This is a genomic window from Halomonas qinghailakensis, assembly GCF_025820815.1.
Taxonomy (GTDB): domain Bacteria; phylum Pseudomonadota; class Gammaproteobacteria; order Pseudomonadales; family Halomonadaceae; genus Vreelandella; species Vreelandella qaidamensis.
In genome coordinates, this window is the sequence record NZ_CP096973.1 from 355,833 (window position 1) to 373,133 (window position 17,301).

Below are 17,301 nucleotides of genomic sequence, written 5' to 3' on the forward strand. Positions count from 1 at the left end.
ACCGCTAGCGCCGAATCCCGGCGGCATGGCCTCTGTTGGCCATCCGCAAAGGCGGTGTCAATGTTAGCGTTAGCCTCCGCTCTGGCTCAGAGCGCCCAACGCCAGGTGAATAAGGCCATGCTTAGGCGCGTTGGCAGGCCAAGTTGCATAGACATCAATGGCATGTAATTCCCAACCGGGCAGCACATATTTCAGCGCTCCTGACTTAACATCCTCGCTGACGAGAAAATCCGGAACGATGGCAAGCCCTGCACTTGCGTTAGCCAAACGATAAATCGCCTGAGCATCGTTTGCAAAGATGCTCGCTTCTGGTTTGATGATGGCTTGAGAGTCAGCAACTCCGGTGAACTCCAGTGGCACGTTCTGTGCTGGCACAAGTGCTAACCAGTCCCAATCAACAACATCTTGCGGATTTTCGGGAATCGGCCGTGATGCGAGATATTCAGCCGACGCGACTAACTTACGCCTGACCGAAAACAATTTGCGTGACGTTGCAGAATTTTTCGCCTTTGGGCCCATTCGGATCGCAATATCAAAACCGTCATCGATAAGCGAACGACGTGTATCTGAGAAGTCCAGAAACAAAGTGATTCGAGGGTACGTTTTTTTAAAGGCGGCGATTTGCTCAATAAAATGTGATTGTGACAACACCGAGGGAATCGTGATGCGCAGTTCGCCGCTTGGCACACTTGCGGAAACCGATAGATCAACTAGCTCGCCTTCGACGGCCTCAAGCATCTTGTGAGTTGCTGATAGCAGCCTGTGTCCCTCACGTGTCAACGTCAGCTTACGGGTCGAACGGTAGATCAATGCAACGCCTAAACTCTCCTCAAGCTGCGCGACATGGTGACTGACCACCGAAGGCGACAAACGCAGTTCCCTTGCGGCCCCACGGAAAGACCCATGGTCAATCGTTTTGGCAAAAATAGCCATCTGACGCAGTCGATCAATCATTATACAAATAATCCGAACAGTTAAATTTATTCATCCCATCTTATGCTATTTCCTGGGGTTGTCTATCTTGGTCAGTAAGGCCCCGCAAGCCTGCGTGGCACCTTTATTCCTCACCCAGGAGACAGCACCATGAAAGCGTTAAAAACCACTCTTGCAGTTGCTTCGCTTTGCTTCGCGGGAATCGCCACGAATGCTGCAGCCGATGATAAAGCCACCGTGCAAACGTTCTATGACCTACTCAGCAATCCGGGCTCCGAAGAGCTTGCCGAGGCATTTCTTGAGGTGACGTCGGAGGATTGGGAAAGTGTTGGCAACTACTCTGGCGAGAACGAGACTCGCGATAAGTTTGTCGGCCAGATGGGTTTCTTCGCCCAGCTCATCCCCGACCTTGACTGGTCTGTTCAGGCGATGCATCAGGACGGTGATTTTGTGACTGTACGCAGCCGCGCCACTGGCACACCCACTGACACGTTTTTCGGTGTCGATGGCGAAGGTCGCAGCTTTGACATTATGACCATCGATATTCATGAGCTGGACGATGGCGTGATTGTCCGCACCTACCATGTCGAGGACTGGGCAAGCGCCTTGCAGCAGCTTTCCGGCCAGTAATCACAACCACTATTGGATAATTAGCTGGAGCTATGGATGGAATCTTATCCTTGGCTTCCCAGCGAAACCGCCAACTAAGCTGACAACCCGACTGGCTTGCGCCTATTGGCGTGAGCCAGTCATCCGAAACAGAAACAAGTGTCAGTTCTGGTTCGCGTGCGAAAAGACACGTTGCAAAAATGGAAAAACGACAGTGATGCACAAATTCATATCTTTACTTCTGATAACTGGGGCATCTTTAGGCTCCATAACCGTGGCTTCTGCGGAGGGGTTCTATGGCTCAGCCAGCATTGGCGGCAGCTTTCAAGCCAATGATGCCGAAGCTTTTGGTGAAAATATTGCCGTTGACCCAGATTTTCCTGGTGGTTTTGACAGCGGCGACGGCGCTGTAGGCTCTTTAGCACTTGGTTATTCTTTCAACAATCGCTTGCGCCTTGAGGGGCGCGTGAGTCGACGCAACGCGACCTTTGGATCAACGGAGTTTGGAAGTGGTGCGCGTACTGGTGAAGAATTCATCCTTGACGGCGATCTTCAAAGCACAACCATCACCGTTGAGGGCTTTTACGACATCCCGACCCACACTATTTTCACCCCCTACATCAAGGCAGGTATCGGTGTGGCATATAACAGCTATTCCGCAAGACTTGGTGGCGCGGGTGTCGCAGCTTTCGACCCATTTGATGGGACAGTTGATGGCTATTACGACAATTACTCAGATGAAACTTCTACAAACTTCACATGGAATGCGGGCTTTGGTACCAGCATTGAGTTGAATGAGCGCGTTTCCCTATTTGGTGAATATCAGTACGCCTATCTTGGCAAGGCGACCACTGGTGCGGACGCTTTTACCGACGGTTTTGAGGTAGATGCGGGTGCGCATGAATTCATGGCCGGCGTTCGCGTCAACTTCTAAGAACCAGCTTCTTACGAAAGCCACAACTTACGGCGCCACGATCTTGTGCCGTCAAAGCAAGCCAAAATGAAACTGGAGAAACATATGAACCGTAGAGCATTTTTAACAATAGCCGTAGCCGGAACTGCAGCTGCTGCATTGAGCACATCGCTCTCAGCGAAAGATAGGGATGACAAAGACAAAGCATCTTTTGACACTGTCATGGCCTTCATGGGGGCTATGGGTGGCGGTGACATGGACACCTTGGACGAGCTTATGGCGGGCGACATGGTCTGGCAAAACGAAGGCGACCCAGACCTTCCATGGATCGGCACCTGGGAGGGCAAAGAAGCTATCTTCGGCTTCCTTGGCATGTTCTCTGAGAATGTACAGGTCACTCATTGGGAAAACCAGGATGCGTTTGCCTCCGGCGATACCGTGGCCGTCTTTGGTCGCATGAAATTAAGGCTGTCAAACTCTGGTGTGGAAACCGACGAGTTCACGTTTGCTCTGCGCGCCAAGGTGCGCAACGGGCAAGTCGTGTTCTGGAACTGGTTTGAGGACAGCTATGCCGTGAGTCAGGCGTTCCACGCCACCTGAGTTATCAGACCATCCCGATGACTCCGCCCATGAGGAGAATGAAATGCGAAAACGTCCAAACCTGATTTTAATCGCGGCGGCAGCATCACTGATCACCATCGCAACACTCGCGTCTGCGCAAAACGTGATATTCCCAATGCGAGATGGGGTGCGCCCAGAGACAACGAACGGCGTGCCACATGTACAGATCGACGTTCAGCCGATCCCTGAACTCTCGGAGGAAATGCTACGTCAAGTCGATGAGTTTCCAGGCGTCGTTCTTGGCGCTACCCGCGTTTCTCTCCCCGGAGCAGTTGGGTTTCAGCTGACGCGTGACACCCCTATCGCTCAACCACAAGCCATCGTCGGAGGACGCGAGTTTGCCCACCTTCACCCGGATGGCAGTTTACATGCCTCACTGCACCCAGACGCAGCTCGTGCTGCGATAGATGCTGGTTGGGCGGTGGCACATCCTTGGGCCGATAAGCGTGCGGGCTGGGAGGGTTTCGTGATGATTTACACTCCCACCAATCAAGCTGAACTGGATATAGTGCTTGAGCTGTTACGAGGGTCATATAACTTCATTACAGGGCAGACAACTACAGGGTAACGCTAAGGAAAGATACGGCTCATTTTCTCCGTTTTAGGTTAACCTCATGAAGATGTCATTGTGACCGATGGTAGCATCGACTTGCTATCGTCTATGTAGTCGAGATCAATACCAATCACTGCGTTAGCCCCCATCTATACTGCCTCTTCACGCAAGCCAGCGGCCGACATCCTCCCAGCTGAGACCAGCCAACGGCCCCGCCGCCGCCCAGTTCGGACGTTTCGCCGAATGCCAGGGGGCAGCCTGCACCATAGAGCTTGTCGAACGCGTTACCTGTGGTCGGGCAGGAGGCCAGACCACAGCTCGTTGATATTGCATTCTTCACGCTGCTACTTGCTAGCAGCGTGCTAGACAAACGCGCGCCTTTTTGGATGCAGCGCAGATAGTGCTGAGATCACCCTTCTGCTCATTCCAGAAGCCTTCTGAACATACTCTCGTTATTAGCCGTTAATCTTCATACGGGAAAATAAATAATATCAGGGGGTTAGAAAAATCTGTCAGCTGAAAGTGTTACGTGAAGCACTAACAGCTGACTATTCATGTTCCGGCTTACTTGTCAGTTTTCTAACACCGATATTACCCAGCAGCGCGGCTCCTAACATTGTGAGCACCATTGGCCACAGGTGCTCTACTTGGAATAAACCCACCATCACCCCAGCAATAGCCCCACAGCTAAACTGGATGCCGCCCAGCAAGGCAGTTGCTGTGGCACTAATATGTCCAAAATGATCGAGTAGCGCAGAGATGGCATTTGGCGTGATCAAGCCAATCATGCCGGTAAACAGCATGATCAGCGGAACCACTACATAAAGCGACGCGAGATTAAGGGCTGTCACTGTTACCAGCCCTAGCGCTGCAATGAGCTGAATGGTTAACCCAAGTCTTAAATTCTGCTGAGGCGAGCGCTTACGCAGCAAATGAATATTGACGCGATTAGATAACGCAATCACAAGGACATTGACGCCAAATACTAGTGGGTAAACGCTAGGCGATAACGAGAAGTAGTCTAAGTATAAAAATGGAGAAGCCGTTACAAAAGCAAACAGCCCAGCGAATGAGGCTGCGACGGCGCATATATAGCCCATCCCCTCTTTATGACGCAGCACGCTAGCGTAGTTACGTATAACTTGGCGCGGCGAAGCAGCGGGCAGGTTCGTATCTCGCGTCTCGGGTAAACGCGTGCCTAACAGCCAAAGCAAAAATCCTGCATAAGCGGCCAAAAATACAAAGATCAACCACCACCCGGCAACGTGTAGCAAGAGACTGCCCACCGCAGGAGCGACCAATGGTGCTAGCATCATAATCATCGCCATTGTTGACATGACCTTAGCGGCTTCACGTCCGCTAAAGCAGTCGCGCACAATCGCTGCCGAGTTAACCACACAGGCACCTCCGCCCAGCGCTTGAATGAATCGCCATGCCAACAAGGAAGACAAACTATCCACGGTAGTGATCATTAGGCTTGCAAGCATAAACACCACCAAACCGCTGAGTAAAACAGGCTTACGCCCAATCCGATCTGACAGTGGTCCAAAGCACAGCTGACCTATTGCAAAACCAAATAAGAACATACTGATAGAGAGTTCAGTATGATGAATACTCGCATTGATATTTTCAGCCAGTATCCCCATGGCAGGTAAATAAGCATCAATTGCAAACGGCGCAAGCGCTGTATTGGCCGCCACCAACAGCGCCACCCGACGAGGATCAAGTTCCATAAATATCCTTGAAGTGGGCACTAAACAGCAGAGAATGCCGCTGAATAGATAGGACGCTAATTATAATCGATTTCAATTCGTTTGTCGGTCTCTGTTCGCTGCGCAATGGCCTTGCTAAAGTAGTCCGATGATTACGATCTCAACCATTACTATCTCAACCATTACGATCTCAACGACAGCTATCTAAAAGACAACTAAGGAGCGGTGCATGGCTACTAGCCTACTAACTCAATTAAAAAAGATGACTACGGTGGTCGCTGACACCGGCGACCTTGAGGCTATCCGCCGTTTTCAGCCGCAAGATGCCACCACCAATCCATCACTTATCCTGCAAGCGGCTCAACAAGAAGATCGACGCGCACGCCTGGCTAGCATTGCTAAAGAAAGCATCAATCTCGAAGATGCAGTAGATCGTGTCGCTGTTGATATCGGTAGCGAAATCAGCGAGCTGGTACCCGGCTATGTATCAACTGAAGTCAGTGCCCGACTATCGTTTGATCGTGATGCCACTATTGCCAAGGCGCACTCACTGATTGAGCGCTATGCACAGCATGGTGTGGGACCTGAGCGTATTTTGATCAAAATGGCCTCGACCTGGGAGGGCATCCAAGCCGCTCGTCAACTTGAGCGTGATGGTATTCGTACAAACTTGACCTTGTTATTTGGCTTTGCCCAGGCGCAAGCCTGTGCAGATGCTGGTGCAACGCTTATTTCACCGTTCGTGGGCCGTATTCTCGACTGGCATAAAGCTAAACATCCTGACACAAATTTTAGTGGAGCCAATGATCCGGGCGTGCAGTCTGTCAAGCGTATTTACGAGTACTACAAAGACCATGGCTACCCTACCATCGTGATGGGCGCAAGCTTCAGAAACGTAGGTGAGATTCAAGCATTGGCCGGCTGTGATCGTTTAACGATATCCCCTGCATTACTCAACGAGCTAGACGAACTTAAAGGCGATTTGCCGCAACAGCTTATTCCCCCCCAAGCTGCTAGCAGCGTACCGAGCGAGGCGTTATCTCAGCAGGATTTTCGTTGGGCAATGAATGAAGATGAGATGGCGACGGACAAACTGGCAGAAGGCATACGCAAATTTATGGCTGACCAGCGAAAACTTGAAGAGCTGCTTAGCACACTTCGTAATAGCTAATTTATCTACTTTTTGCCTTGTGGAACTAGAAGCTACTGATACAGAAATAGGCTACTGAGACAAAACAGAAGGCAACACAATCAAAAAGGCCCTCTAGGAATGTTTTCTTAGAGGGCACTTCCTTAATAAAGATCGAGTTTTTTGCAATATGTACGCTGATGACGTGTTAATGGGCTGTGGTGTTTTGCGCTTCGAGCATTTCCACAAGCGGTTGAAACTGTTCGCGGTTGTGCTCGTTCATATGCATCAAAATTCGATGGGCCTCTAAAATACGCTCACGCAATCCTTCCTCATCAGCTGGCTCAGCAGGTAAGTCTTCGAGTGCCGACGTTAATTTTGACGCTTGCTGCAAAGGTGCTTCCATCAACGTAAAAAAGCGTGCAAACCCCATCACATCCAGCATTTGCCGCACGTCAGGGTTATCAGCAATGATGGTGGGAGGTTGCTCTAAACGCCCTTTTACTGCCATTGCCACTTTGGCAAGAAAACCCAACGCTGTCGAATCAACATTCGTTGCTTCTCGCAGGTCAATTAGCACCGCCGTCAGCCCTGGCGTTTCCGCAAGGCGTTGAGCTTGGGTATCAAGGGTAGCGCACAGCGTTAAGCGTACATCACCGCATAATTTTAAAACAAAAACACCGGAATCGAACGCCGCTTTAATGCGGCCTTCTTCAATCAGCATGACCAAATCCGCTCACCATCATGATTGTCAGGTCATCGGGTAAAGCATCGCGGTCCTGGTTCGCCTCATCATCCGCATCGCCTTCTATAAGAAGCGAGTTGGTATTAGCTAACCGATCGCGCAACTGCTCAAGCGTGACACTTTCGCTTACTAATTGCTCAAGTTCCTTGAGCCGCGTGTCGAGCGTCTTACCCGGCAAGCATTCCAATACACCATCTGAACACAGCCATAAATGAAAATCGGCCGGTAAAGCACAGCTGAGCGAAGGATACTCTACATCTGGAAAAAGACCTACTGGCATTCCCTCACCTTCCAGACGCGCTAGTTTACCACCCGATACCAGCAACGGCATAGGAAGCTGCGCGCCAAGCGAATAGTGAAGCTTACGAGCCTCATGGTCAATAACACCAACAAATAAGGTCGCGTGTTTACCAATATCCGTGTCCTGCAATTCTCGGTTTAATGCCGCCAACCAATTTGGCGCCAGCTGTTCTGGCGATTGCCCATCCCACTCATTCAACCAACGGTTACACAGATATTTGAGCAGCACAGTAACGAACGCAGATGACGCGCCATGGCCTGACACATCGGCAAAATAAAACGCGCTGTAGCGGTCGTTATAACGCTGATAGTCAAGGAAATCACCTGATAAATACAGCGAAGGCGCAAACCAATAATCGTAATACACTCCGTTGATGACTTTGGGATGAATCGGCAGTAAACGCCGCTGAATATGTCCGCCGCTCTGCTGATCCATTCGCAGCAAGGCCAAGTGCGTTTCCAGGCTTTCGTTTAGTTCCGCCAACCGCTCTCGGTCTCGATCTCGCTCCTGAGCCAGAGTGTGAAGCTCAATGGCTTTGCGAATCATCCGACGCAACAGTTCCGCGTGACGTAGTGGATGAACAATATAATCCACTAAACCAACGTCAACTGCCTTAATCAAATCAGCATCTTGACGAGAATCGCTAACAACCAGAGTGGGCAAGCGATTGGTAAGCTGCGACCAGTGTTGGCGCGGCACTGCCCTTGCATGAGCAACAATCAGTGCAGTATCAGCGGGCAAATTATCAATATTCTCCGCTGCAAATACCCATAGGCCATCACATGTGATCGCTTCCGCTAACGCATCACGCTCTTGCCCCGGCTCATCGATCACCGCGATCAACTGCTTAGAATGATCCATATTAAGCCTCAATCGGCGAAATCGTCGTCACCAAAATCGGTATCATCGAATTCAAAATCGTCCATGGCAAATGGGTCATCCCCAAGTTCACCATCATTAATTTCAAATTGACGGCGTTGTAAGAAGGCATCGCGAATAAAGCGGTAACGGTCGCCACTAATCAATGCTTCTTGGTCAAGCAACCCAGCACGAATATGGATAATATCCAGTGCCGTCAAGCCAGCTCTAAGCGTATGGTCATCCATATAGGTAATAGGATGGGCAGCAATATCAAACGGCAATCCGGTGGTGTCTCTTAATGTGCGAGGACCTAGCAGTGGCAGCACTAAATAGCGCGAGTCCTCCCAGCCCCATACCGCCAGCGTTTGACCAAAATCTTCTTTATCAGCGTTGATTTCCATCAACGTAGCGTAATCTAACAGCCCGCCTATACCAACGGTCGAGTTAATTAAAAAGCGTGAAGTAGCTAAACCTGCATTAGCAGGCTTGCCCTGGAGCAAACTGTTTAATGCAGTGCGTACTTCACTTAGGTTAGAGAAAAAATTACCGACACCAGTTTGTATAGGGCCAGGAGTAACCGTTTGATAACCTTGTGCTAACGGCTTGAGCGTATAACGATCTAAAACGTCGTTAAAAACAAACACCCGACGGTTAAACCCTTCCCAAGGATCTTCGGGATGAGCTTGTTCACTAACATTAGGTCCTGAACTGGCGCATCCGCTCATGCTTAATATGGCTAGTAGCAAGACAGGCAATCCCTTGTAGCGCCAACTAAGTGCGCGTTTATGCTTTGCTAATAACCCAAGCATGACAATTCCTCTTTCAGCATATGGAGCGTGTTGTTGGTAGCGATTCACGCTTAAAACAATGAATAAAACACCACTATCAGTGACGACGTAACACAACGCTACCGGCACTGTAGCCGGCGCCAAACGAACAAATCACCCCAATATCACCGCTTTCAAACTGATCACGATGCAGGTGAAAGGCAATAATTGACCCCGCTGAGCTGGTATTAGCATAGCGATCCAGAATAATCGGCGCTTGTGCTTCAATGGGTTCAACGCCCAATACTTTACGCGCAATTAGGTCATTCATATGACGGTTAGCTTGGTGTAGCCACATGCGTTTCAAATCGCTTCCAGACAACTCTAAAGAAGCTAAATGACTTGAAATCAATTGAGCTACCATAGGGCACACTTCGCGGAAAACCCGTCGCCCTTCTTGTACAAACAGCTTATCTAGCGCCAGCGGATCGCTGTCAGTAACGCGATTCAAAAAGCCCGCGTTGTTACGGATCGCGTTAGAGAACTTAGTCACCAAACGCGTACCCAATATTTCATACTGCTCATTTGCCACCGCACAGTCACTACTTTCTAGCACCATAGCTGTACAAGCATCACCAAAAATAAAGTGGCTGTCTCGATCTGTAAAGTTGAGATGGGCTGAACAAATTTCTGGGTTTACAATGAGTGCCCGCTTAACGCTACCTGATGCAATGGCATTGGCCGCTGTTTCCAGTGCAAAGGTGGCAGAACTACATGCTACGTTCATATCAAAACCATAACCACCGGCACCAAGCGCTTGCTGTACTTCGACGGCTACGGCTGGATAGGCACGCTCCAGGTTTGAACACGCCACAATAACAAGCTCAATATCAATAGCATCAACTTTGGCTGCGGCCAACGCTTGACGTGCCGCTTGAATCGCCATGTCACACTGGAGAGACGGCTCGTCATTACTACGCTGTGGCAGTTTAGGCCGCATACGCACTGGGTCAAGAATTCCCGAGGCGTCCAACACGTAACGGCTTTTTATACCGGAAGCTTTTTCAATAAACTCGCTGCTTGAATGTGACAACGGCTCTCGTTCACCACGTGCAATTGCATCAGCATAATGAGCATTCTGGCTGTCCACCCACGCGTTAAATGCTTTCACCAACGACGCGTTATCAATGGCGTGTTCCGGTGTGTAGAGTCCAGTACCGGTAATCACCACATGTGTCATGCCTTTCTCCTTTTAGCAGCTTGCTGAGAGTCGCTGGCTGTCAAACAATATTGCTATCTTGGTACATCAACTTAATGCACAGCCCTATTATCGTATTACGGCAGGCGTTAAACGCTAACAATCTCTTCCCAACGCTTTTCAAGGCGTTTTACCGATACCGGCATTTTAGTGCCTAACTGCTGAGCAAATAGAGACACTCTTAACTCCTGAATCCACCAGCCGAAGGCCACTAACTCAGGGTCTTCCGCATCGCCTCGACGTTCGCTTTTACGGCGCGCATCAAAGCGTGTTTCTAATGCTTGGACATCATGCATTAGCATTTGGTCGCGCCCTCGCTCTCGTGCTGCTTTTTCAAGCCGGATCAACGCAGCCTCGGTATAGCGAGGATACTCCGTTAACCACTCGCCTGCATCGCGAATAAAACCAGGGTAAACTAAGCGCTGCATCTGCGCGCTGACATCACTGTAAACAAGCGCCAACGCAAAGTTGAGCTTGCCTTTTAAAATTTTAGTTACTGCCAGATGCCCTTTAAGCGCTGCCTCGACATGGGTCAACAACATCTGCGCATGCGCTAGCAAACTTGCTTCTGAAGCTTGCATACGTTCTTTAAGAGCTCTCTCAGAACGTGGCAGGGGATGTTGAGCCACTACTTGAGTAAACACTGCTAGCAGAAGATCATCAACCAACGCGTTCTTGCTTCCTACCTTGGCAAACAACAATGCGCATTTTTCCACGCCAGGCAAGCGTTTAATTGCTTTAACCTGATCCGGCTGTTGTGCGATCGCTAAACGTGCCACACCCATTTGATGGGCCGCCGCAGCTTTCGCAGGATGGTCAAAAAGCGCTACTTTGAAACGCGACTCTTCAGCCACCAGCGCCGGGTAAGCTTCAACACGTATACCCGCCTGGGTCGTCACTCGAGATTCAGGCAGCGGCTCACTAGGCAAACCTTCAAGCGTCGGGGCCTGATTAGCCTGCTCTGCTAACGCCTGGGCCCCCATACTGGCGGCTTCTTCAAAGCGTCTTTCCAGGGCACGCACGTCACGCCCCTGGCCTAGCGTTTTACCAGCGTGATCGACAACGCGCACATTCATGATTAAATGGGGTGCTAGCAGGTCTAAGCGCCAGTCATCAGGGTGTACCCGTGTGCCCGTTCGGCGCCGAATAAACTCACCCAATGCCTCAGTTAGCGGGCGCTGGTCCGGTGTCAGCGTCTCCAGCGCAGCATCCACCCAATCGGGAATAGGCACCACCTGCCGACGGATGCTTTTTGGCAGTGATTTAAGTAGTGCAATACACTTTTCGCGCAGCAGCCCGGGCACTAACCATTCAAGGGCATACACAGGCAACTGCGGCAACATGGCAGCGGGCACTGTCAGCGTCACCCCGTCATCTTCTGCATCAGGATCAAAGTGATAGCTAACTGGGTAGGCAACACCTGCCAGTGTTAGATGATCGGGATATTGCGCCTGAGTAACGTCGTTAGCATCGCGCGCTTTCAGCGCCTCGATATCAAATTTTAGTAAATCTGGAGACTCACGCTCTGCCTGCTTACGCCAGTGTTCAAACCCTTTGCCATTAACGATATCGTGAGGAATGCGTTCGTCATAAAAAGCAAACAACGTCTCTTCATCGACCAGAATATCGCGCCGACGTGCACGATTCTCAAGCGCCTCAACTTCTTCAACCAGCGCTCGGTTATGGGCAAAAAACTCTCCCTTTGTCTGAAATTCGCCCTCCACTAGCGCTCGGCGAATAAACAGCTCCCGCGACTCTTGAGGCGCAATAGGGCCGTAATGCACCCGGCGGCGAGCAACAATGGGTAGGCCGAACAGCGTTACTTGCTCGAACGCAACTACCTGGGCACGTTTCATTTCCCAGTGAGGCTCGCTGTAGCTGCTTTTCACTAAGTGTTGGGCTTGAGGCTCAATCCACTGGGGGTCAATTTTCGCCACTGTACGGGCGAACAATTTAGTAGTTTCAATCAGTTCAAACGCCATTATCCACTTAGGCGTTTTTTTCGCCAGCCCTGAACCGGGGTGAATCATAAACTTACGATTACGCGCCCCCAAGTACTCGCGGTTTTCCAGCAGCGTACCCAGGTTAGACAGCAGCCCAGATAGCAGTGCTTGGTGCAGCTTGCCAGACGTTTTGCGACGCACTTGCTTGGCCTGCTCTTCACTTTCGTCTTCATCTTTGGGTGGCGGAGCAGGTACCACAATCTCCATATCGCGCAGCAGCTGTCGCAACTGACGGAACGTATCATGCCATTCGCGCATACGCAGGTAGTTAATATAGTGCTCACGGCACCAGCGACGCAGTTGGTTACCCGAAAGCGTCTCGCGGGCATTTTCGATGCCGTGCCACAGATTGAGTAGCGCGACAAAATCAGAATCCGGGTCATGCCAGCGCTGATGCGCCTGATCTGCCGCTTGGCGTTTGTCGGCCGGTCGATCCCTAGGATCTTGTATCGCCAGGGCTGAGACCACAATCAGCACATCCCGCAGGCTACCCCGCTCAGCACCCGCCAGCACCATGCGCGCTAGGCGTGGGTCAATGGGTAGCTTAGCTAGCTTGCGCCCCAGCGGGCTCAGGCGCTGCTGGTTGTCTACCGCCCCTAGTTCAAACAGCAAACGAAAGCCATCTTTTACGAACCGGCTATCGGGTGGGTCAACAAAGGGGAATGCTTCAATACTACCAAGCTTCAGCGCCAGCATAGAAAGAATGACCGACGCTAAATTGGTGCGCTGAATTTCTGGGTCGGTAAACCCTGGCCGCGACAAGAAGTCTTCTTCATCATAAAGACGAATGCACACCCCTTCCGCAACACGGCCGCAGCGCCCTTTACGCTGATTGGCACTGGCCTGGCTAATCGGCTCAATCGGCAAGCGCTGTATTTTTGCACGGTAGCTATAGCGGCTGATACGCACCAAGCCTGGGTCAATCACATAGCGAATCCCCGGCACAGTGAGTGACGTTTCAGCCACATTAGTAGCCAACACAATGCGCCGCCCACGATGGGAAGCGAAGACGCGATTTTGCTCTTCATTAGAGAGCCGAGCGTATAGCGGCAGAATTTCAGTACCGGTTAAGTCAGCCCGTCGCAGGGTATCAGCCGTCTCACGAATTTCCCGCTCCCCTGGTAGAAACACCAGCACGTCCCGTGGGCCATGCAGCCAGCCTTTTTCACGTTCAATGGATTCGATTTCACGCACTGCATGCAAAATGCCCTCTTGCAATGTGCGATCCTCTTCATCCTCTTCGCTGCGCGCCAGCGGGCGGTAGTGAACCTCTACAGGAAAGGTACGCCCGGAGACTTCTACCACTGGTGCAGGCGTCTTAACACTGCCAAAGTGGGCGGCAAAGCGGTTCACATCAATGGTGGCAGAGGTAATAATGACTTTTAAATCTGGACGTTTCGGCAGCAGGCGCTTTAGATAACCTAACAAAAAATCGATATTAAGGCTGCGCTCATGCGCTTCATCAATAATCAGCGTGTCATAACGCAGCAGCAAGGGATCATGCTGGGTTTCTGCTAGCAAGATCCCATCCGTCATCAGCTTGACGAGCGTATTAGGAGAGCTTTGGTCATTAAAGCGCACTTGGTAGCCCACCTGCTCACCAAGCGCTACGCTCATTTCTTCCGCTAACCGTCCGGCCACACTGCGTGCCGCCAAGCGCCGGGGCTGAGTATGTCCAATAATGCCTTTTCGCCCACGTCCAAGCTCTAGGCACATCTTAGGCAGCTGAGTGGTTTTCCCTGAGCCCGTTTCCCCCGCCACGACCACTACCTGATGGTCGCGAATGGCCGTTAAGATATCCTCACGCCGCTCTACCACGGGCAGTTCTGCAGGATAATCCAGCGCCACCTTCAATGCTTCACGATTAGCCAGCAGACGTTTAGCTTTCTCTAGGTCACGCTGAATCTCCTGTACGCCGCGGTCAATCGGCTTGTTATCCCGCTGACGCCTTTTAAGGCCATCCACACGGCGTGCTAACCGCTGAGCGTCACGCAGCATCACCTCACTTAGCGCTTTTTCTAAAACAGCGTTTTCTAAAAAAGCAAGTTGGGGCACTGGTTGGCTTTCAGCATGTTGTTGGGTTTCTGCGTGGGGAGAGTGCGTGTCGGTGGTCACGTTAGGCTCGGCTTCCATCTCAGAATAAAATCGGCCCACTGCATGAGTGGGCCGACCATTGTAACGCTTTCACTAACAGGACACCTAACCGCAGCGATTAGCCAGTGCAACAGGTGCTTAAGCGTCGTTAGTTTCCTGATCGCGGAGCTGGCGACGCAGCACCTTACCAACGTTGGTTTTAGGAAGCTCATCACGAAACTCGACAAACTTCGGCACTTTGTAGCCGGTCAGCTCTTTTTTACACCACTTACGCAACGTCTCGGCGTCTAACTCACTGTTTTTGGAAACAACAAACAGTTTAATCGCTTCTCCTGAATCTTCATCCGGCACGCCAACTGCCGCAGATTCCAGAATGTCAGGGTGAGCAGCGACCACATCTTCTACTTCATTTGGGTATACATTAAAACCAGATACCAGAATCATATCTTTTTTGCGATCAACAATTTTGATGTAGCCGTCGTCTTGCAATATGGCGATATCACCTGTGTGAAACCAGCCATCTTCATCAATGGAGTTGCGCGTTTCATCTTCCCGCTGCCAATAGCCTTTCATCACCTGCGGTCCTTTCACGCAGAGCTCACCGGGTTCACCTAACGCCAACACATCATTTCCATCCGCATCAACCACTTTAACAGCAGTACCTGCAACAGGCTTACCGATGGTGCCAAGCTGGATAGCGTTGGTCGGATTAAAGCTAACAATGGGCGATGTTTCCGTTAGCCCGTAGCCTTCCGCAATTGGACAACCTGTCGTTTCTTCCCAGCGTTTAGCAGCCGCTTTGGTAAGCGCCATGCCGCCTGAAATGGTCAGCTTTAGCTTTGAAAAATCGAGCTGTTTAAAGTCGTCTCGGTTACACAGCGCATTAAACAGCGTATTCAGACCAATAAAACCGGTAAATGGCAACCCCTTAAGCTCTTTAACAAAGCTCGGTAAATCGCGAGGGTTAGTAATCAATAGCGAGTGATTGCCTGTTTCCATGAGGAACAAACAGTTAACGGTAAACGTATAGATGTGATAAACCGGCAATGGTGCAACTACGAGTTCTTCACCGTCAGTTAAGTGTTCACCAATGGCGGCACGGGCCTGAAGCATATTGGCCACTAAGTTACAGTGGGTCAGCATAGCGCCTTTAGGCATGCCGGTGGTGCCACCAGTGTATTGCAGTGCTGCTACATCATCCATGGTGCGTTGCACCTCGGTATGGTGTAACGACGCGCCTTTTTTCAGTGCATCACGAAAGCCAACAGCGCTAGGTAACGAATAGGCAGGCACCATTTTTTTGACGTGTTTCACAACGGCGTTGATTAACCAACGCTTCGGCACGTCGTGCAGATCGGCAAGTTGAGTCACCAATACGTGTTGGATATCTGTTCTATCCAACACTTTCTCAAGTTTATCTGCCATGTTGGCTAAAATCACAATGGCCTTGGCATTTGAGTCTTTAAACTGGTGCGCCATCTCACGCTCAGTGTAAAGCGGGTTGGTATTGACAACCACTAGGCCCGCTCTTAATGCACCAAACACCGCCACTGGAAACTGCAGCACATTAGGCAGTTGAATAGCTATCCGATCCCCAGGAACCAGATCGGTTTCATGCTGCAACCAAGCTGCAAAATTGGCAGAAAGTCGATCAAGATCGGCAAATGTTAAGGTTTTTCCCATGCAGCTAAAGGCTGGTTTGCTGGCAAAACGTTTAACCGCTGAGTGAAAGACATCCGTAACTGAATTGTACTGTTCCAAGCCTTCAAGCGCTGGACCACGTAGTACGTGGGCATTGGCGTGTTCGCTCATGGGCAATCTCCGCTATCCGTGTCGATATTTGACCGACTTGTTATTGTTACGTGACAAAGTGGCAAGCCTAAAAAAGCCAACCATATACGACAGGCAGCATACTGTAAAACGATCGATTGAAACTGGCGTTTCAACTTTAGCTTAAAACGTACCTTCGCTACTGTCGCTCACGCTGTGTCGACCTCCTATTTGCTATGACCATAACGCGCGTAGATTTCTCCTTCACGCCATACCAATAATTCACCAGGCACCATACGCTGCCACGCTTCATTTTGAGTAAGCGGCTCAGTGGCGATCACAGAGACAATATCGTTAGGCGTCGTATGTTCGATAAAGTTAACCGTCAACTCCGCATCAGATAGCTCTGCCTCACCAAAGGGCGCGCGGCGGGTAATGTGTGCCAGTTTGGTTGAGCAATAGCTGTATAGGTAAACCCCATCAGATAACAGTAGGTTAAAAACACCTAACCCGCGCAACTCTTCGCACAACTCGTGCAGCCGCGACCATAATAGTTGTGGAGACGCTGGCGGTGTGGGAAAGCAGCGACGTAGCTCCCCCATTAGCCAGCAAAAAGCGTGCTCACTGTCAGTAGTACCTACCGGGGTATACACGCCTAGCGGCAGCTGTTGCCAATCACTTAACTGGCCATTATGGGCGTAACACCAGGGCCGCCCCCACATTTCACGAGTGAACGGATGCGTATTTGCCAGCCGCACACCACCTACATTCGCTTGGCGAATATGGCTGATCACCACATTAGATTTGATAGGATATTCACAGATTAAGCGGGCAATTGGAGAGTCAACAGAAGGATGAGGATCACGAAATTCCCGGTAACCTCCCTCTTCATAAAACGCAATACCCCACCCATCGCGATGGGGGCCTGTACCCCCACCACGATGCAAAAAGCCGGAAAAGCTGAAACAAATATCGGTAGGCACATTGGCGCTCATGCCCAGTAACTCACACATCGGCTGGCTCCACCATCGC

General features: G+C 50.7%; 14 protein-coding genes. 5 read left to right on the forward strand and 9 right to left on the reverse strand.

Annotation, left to right across the window (positions count from 1 at the left end):
• Positions 1-69 precede the first annotated feature (69 nt).
• Positions 70-954 carry a LysR family transcriptional regulator gene (locus M0220_RS01640; protein WP_264018511.1) on the reverse strand — a complete coding sequence of 295 codons (885 nt, stop codon included), beginning with the start codon at positions 952-954 and terminating at the stop codon, positions 70-72.
• Positions 955-1,083: 129 nt separating this feature from the next.
• Here M0220_RS01640 and M0220_RS01645 point away from each other — a divergent pair, with 129 nt between their 5' ends.
• The 4 genes from M0220_RS01645 (at position 1,084) to M0220_RS01660 (ending at position 3,644) form a co-directional block, all read left to right on the forward strand.
• On the forward strand, positions 1,084-1,563 hold the full coding sequence (locus tag M0220_RS01645) for an ester cyclase (RefSeq protein WP_264018512.1): 480 nt from the start codon (positions 1,084-1,086) through the stop codon (positions 1,561-1,563).
• A 196-nt stretch (positions 1,564-1,759) separates the two neighbouring features.
• Positions 1,760-2,476, forward strand: a complete 717-nt coding sequence (locus M0220_RS01650) for an outer membrane protein (RefSeq protein WP_264018513.1) — start codon at positions 1,760-1,762, stop codon at positions 2,474-2,476.
• 66 nt (positions 2,477-2,542) lie between these two features.
• Positions 2,543-3,055 (forward strand): nuclear transport factor 2 family protein, encoded by a 513-nt coding sequence (locus M0220_RS01655; RefSeq protein ID WP_264018515.1) that lies wholly within the window; start codon positions 2,543-2,545, stop codon positions 3,053-3,055.
• A gap of 43 nt (positions 3,056-3,098) precedes the next feature.
• Positions 3,099-3,644 (forward strand): luciferase domain-containing protein, encoded by a 546-nt coding sequence (locus M0220_RS01660; protein WP_264018516.1) that lies wholly within the window; start codon positions 3,099-3,101, stop codon positions 3,642-3,644.
• Positions 3,645-4,177: 533 nt separating this feature from the next.
• Here the strand turns inward: M0220_RS01660 and M0220_RS01670 are convergent.
• Complete coding sequence (locus M0220_RS01670; RefSeq protein WP_264018517.1) at positions 4,178-5,362, reverse strand: Bcr/CflA family multidrug efflux MFS transporter; 1,185 nt, start codon at positions 5,360-5,362, stop codon at positions 4,178-4,180.
• Between the two features lie 208 nt (positions 5,363-5,570).
• On the opposite strand from M0220_RS01670, the gene tal reads away from it, so the two are divergent.
• Positions 5,571-6,512 carry a transaldolase gene (tal, locus tag M0220_RS01675; RefSeq protein WP_264018518.1) on the forward strand — a complete coding sequence of 314 codons (942 nt, stop codon included), beginning with the start codon at positions 5,571-5,573 and terminating at the stop codon, positions 6,510-6,512.
• 166 nt (positions 6,513-6,678) lie between these two features.
• Here tal and M0220_RS01680 read toward each other — a convergent pair whose 3' ends face one another.
• The 7 genes from M0220_RS01680 to M0220_RS01710 form a co-directional block, all read right to left on the reverse strand.
• Positions 6,679-7,194, reverse strand: a complete 516-nt coding sequence (locus M0220_RS01680) for an STAS domain-containing protein (RefSeq protein ID WP_264018519.1) — start codon at positions 7,192-7,194, stop codon at positions 6,679-6,681.
• Positions 7,184-8,377 carry a PP2C family protein-serine/threonine phosphatase gene (locus M0220_RS01685; protein WP_030070320.1) on the reverse strand — a complete coding sequence of 398 codons (1,194 nt, stop codon included), beginning with the start codon at positions 8,375-8,377 and terminating at the stop codon, positions 7,184-7,186. Before M0220_RS01685 ends, M0220_RS01680 begins: the two co-directional genes overlap by 11 nt.
• 8 nt (positions 8,378-8,385) lie before the next feature.
• Positions 8,386-9,186, reverse strand: a complete 801-nt coding sequence (locus M0220_RS01690) for an MlaA family lipoprotein (protein WP_030070319.1) — start codon at positions 9,184-9,186, stop codon at positions 8,386-8,388.
• Between the two features lie 76 nt (positions 9,187-9,262).
• A complete protein-coding gene (locus M0220_RS01695) occupies positions 9,263-10,384 on the reverse strand; it encodes a beta-ketoacyl-ACP synthase III (protein ID WP_264018520.1) in 1,122 nt (373 codons plus the stop codon).
• Between the two features lie 107 nt (positions 10,385-10,491).
• Positions 10,492-14,403: an ATP-dependent RNA helicase HrpA gene (hrpA, locus tag M0220_RS01700; RefSeq protein ID WP_264019189.1), complete on the reverse strand. Its 3,912-nt coding sequence runs from the start codon at positions 14,401-14,403 to the stop codon at positions 10,492-10,494.
• Positions 14,404-14,637: 234 nt separating this feature from the next.
• Complete coding sequence (locus M0220_RS01705) at positions 14,638-16,311, reverse strand: AMP-binding protein (RefSeq protein ID WP_030070316.1); 1,674 nt, start codon at positions 16,309-16,311, stop codon at positions 14,638-14,640.
• A 185-nt stretch (positions 16,312-16,496) separates the two neighbouring features.
• Entirely contained in the window at positions 16,497-17,282 is a 786-nt protein-coding gene (locus M0220_RS01710; protein ID WP_030070315.1) for a class II glutamine amidotransferase, read from the reverse strand.
• Between the last annotated feature and the right edge of the window lie 19 nt (positions 17,283-17,301).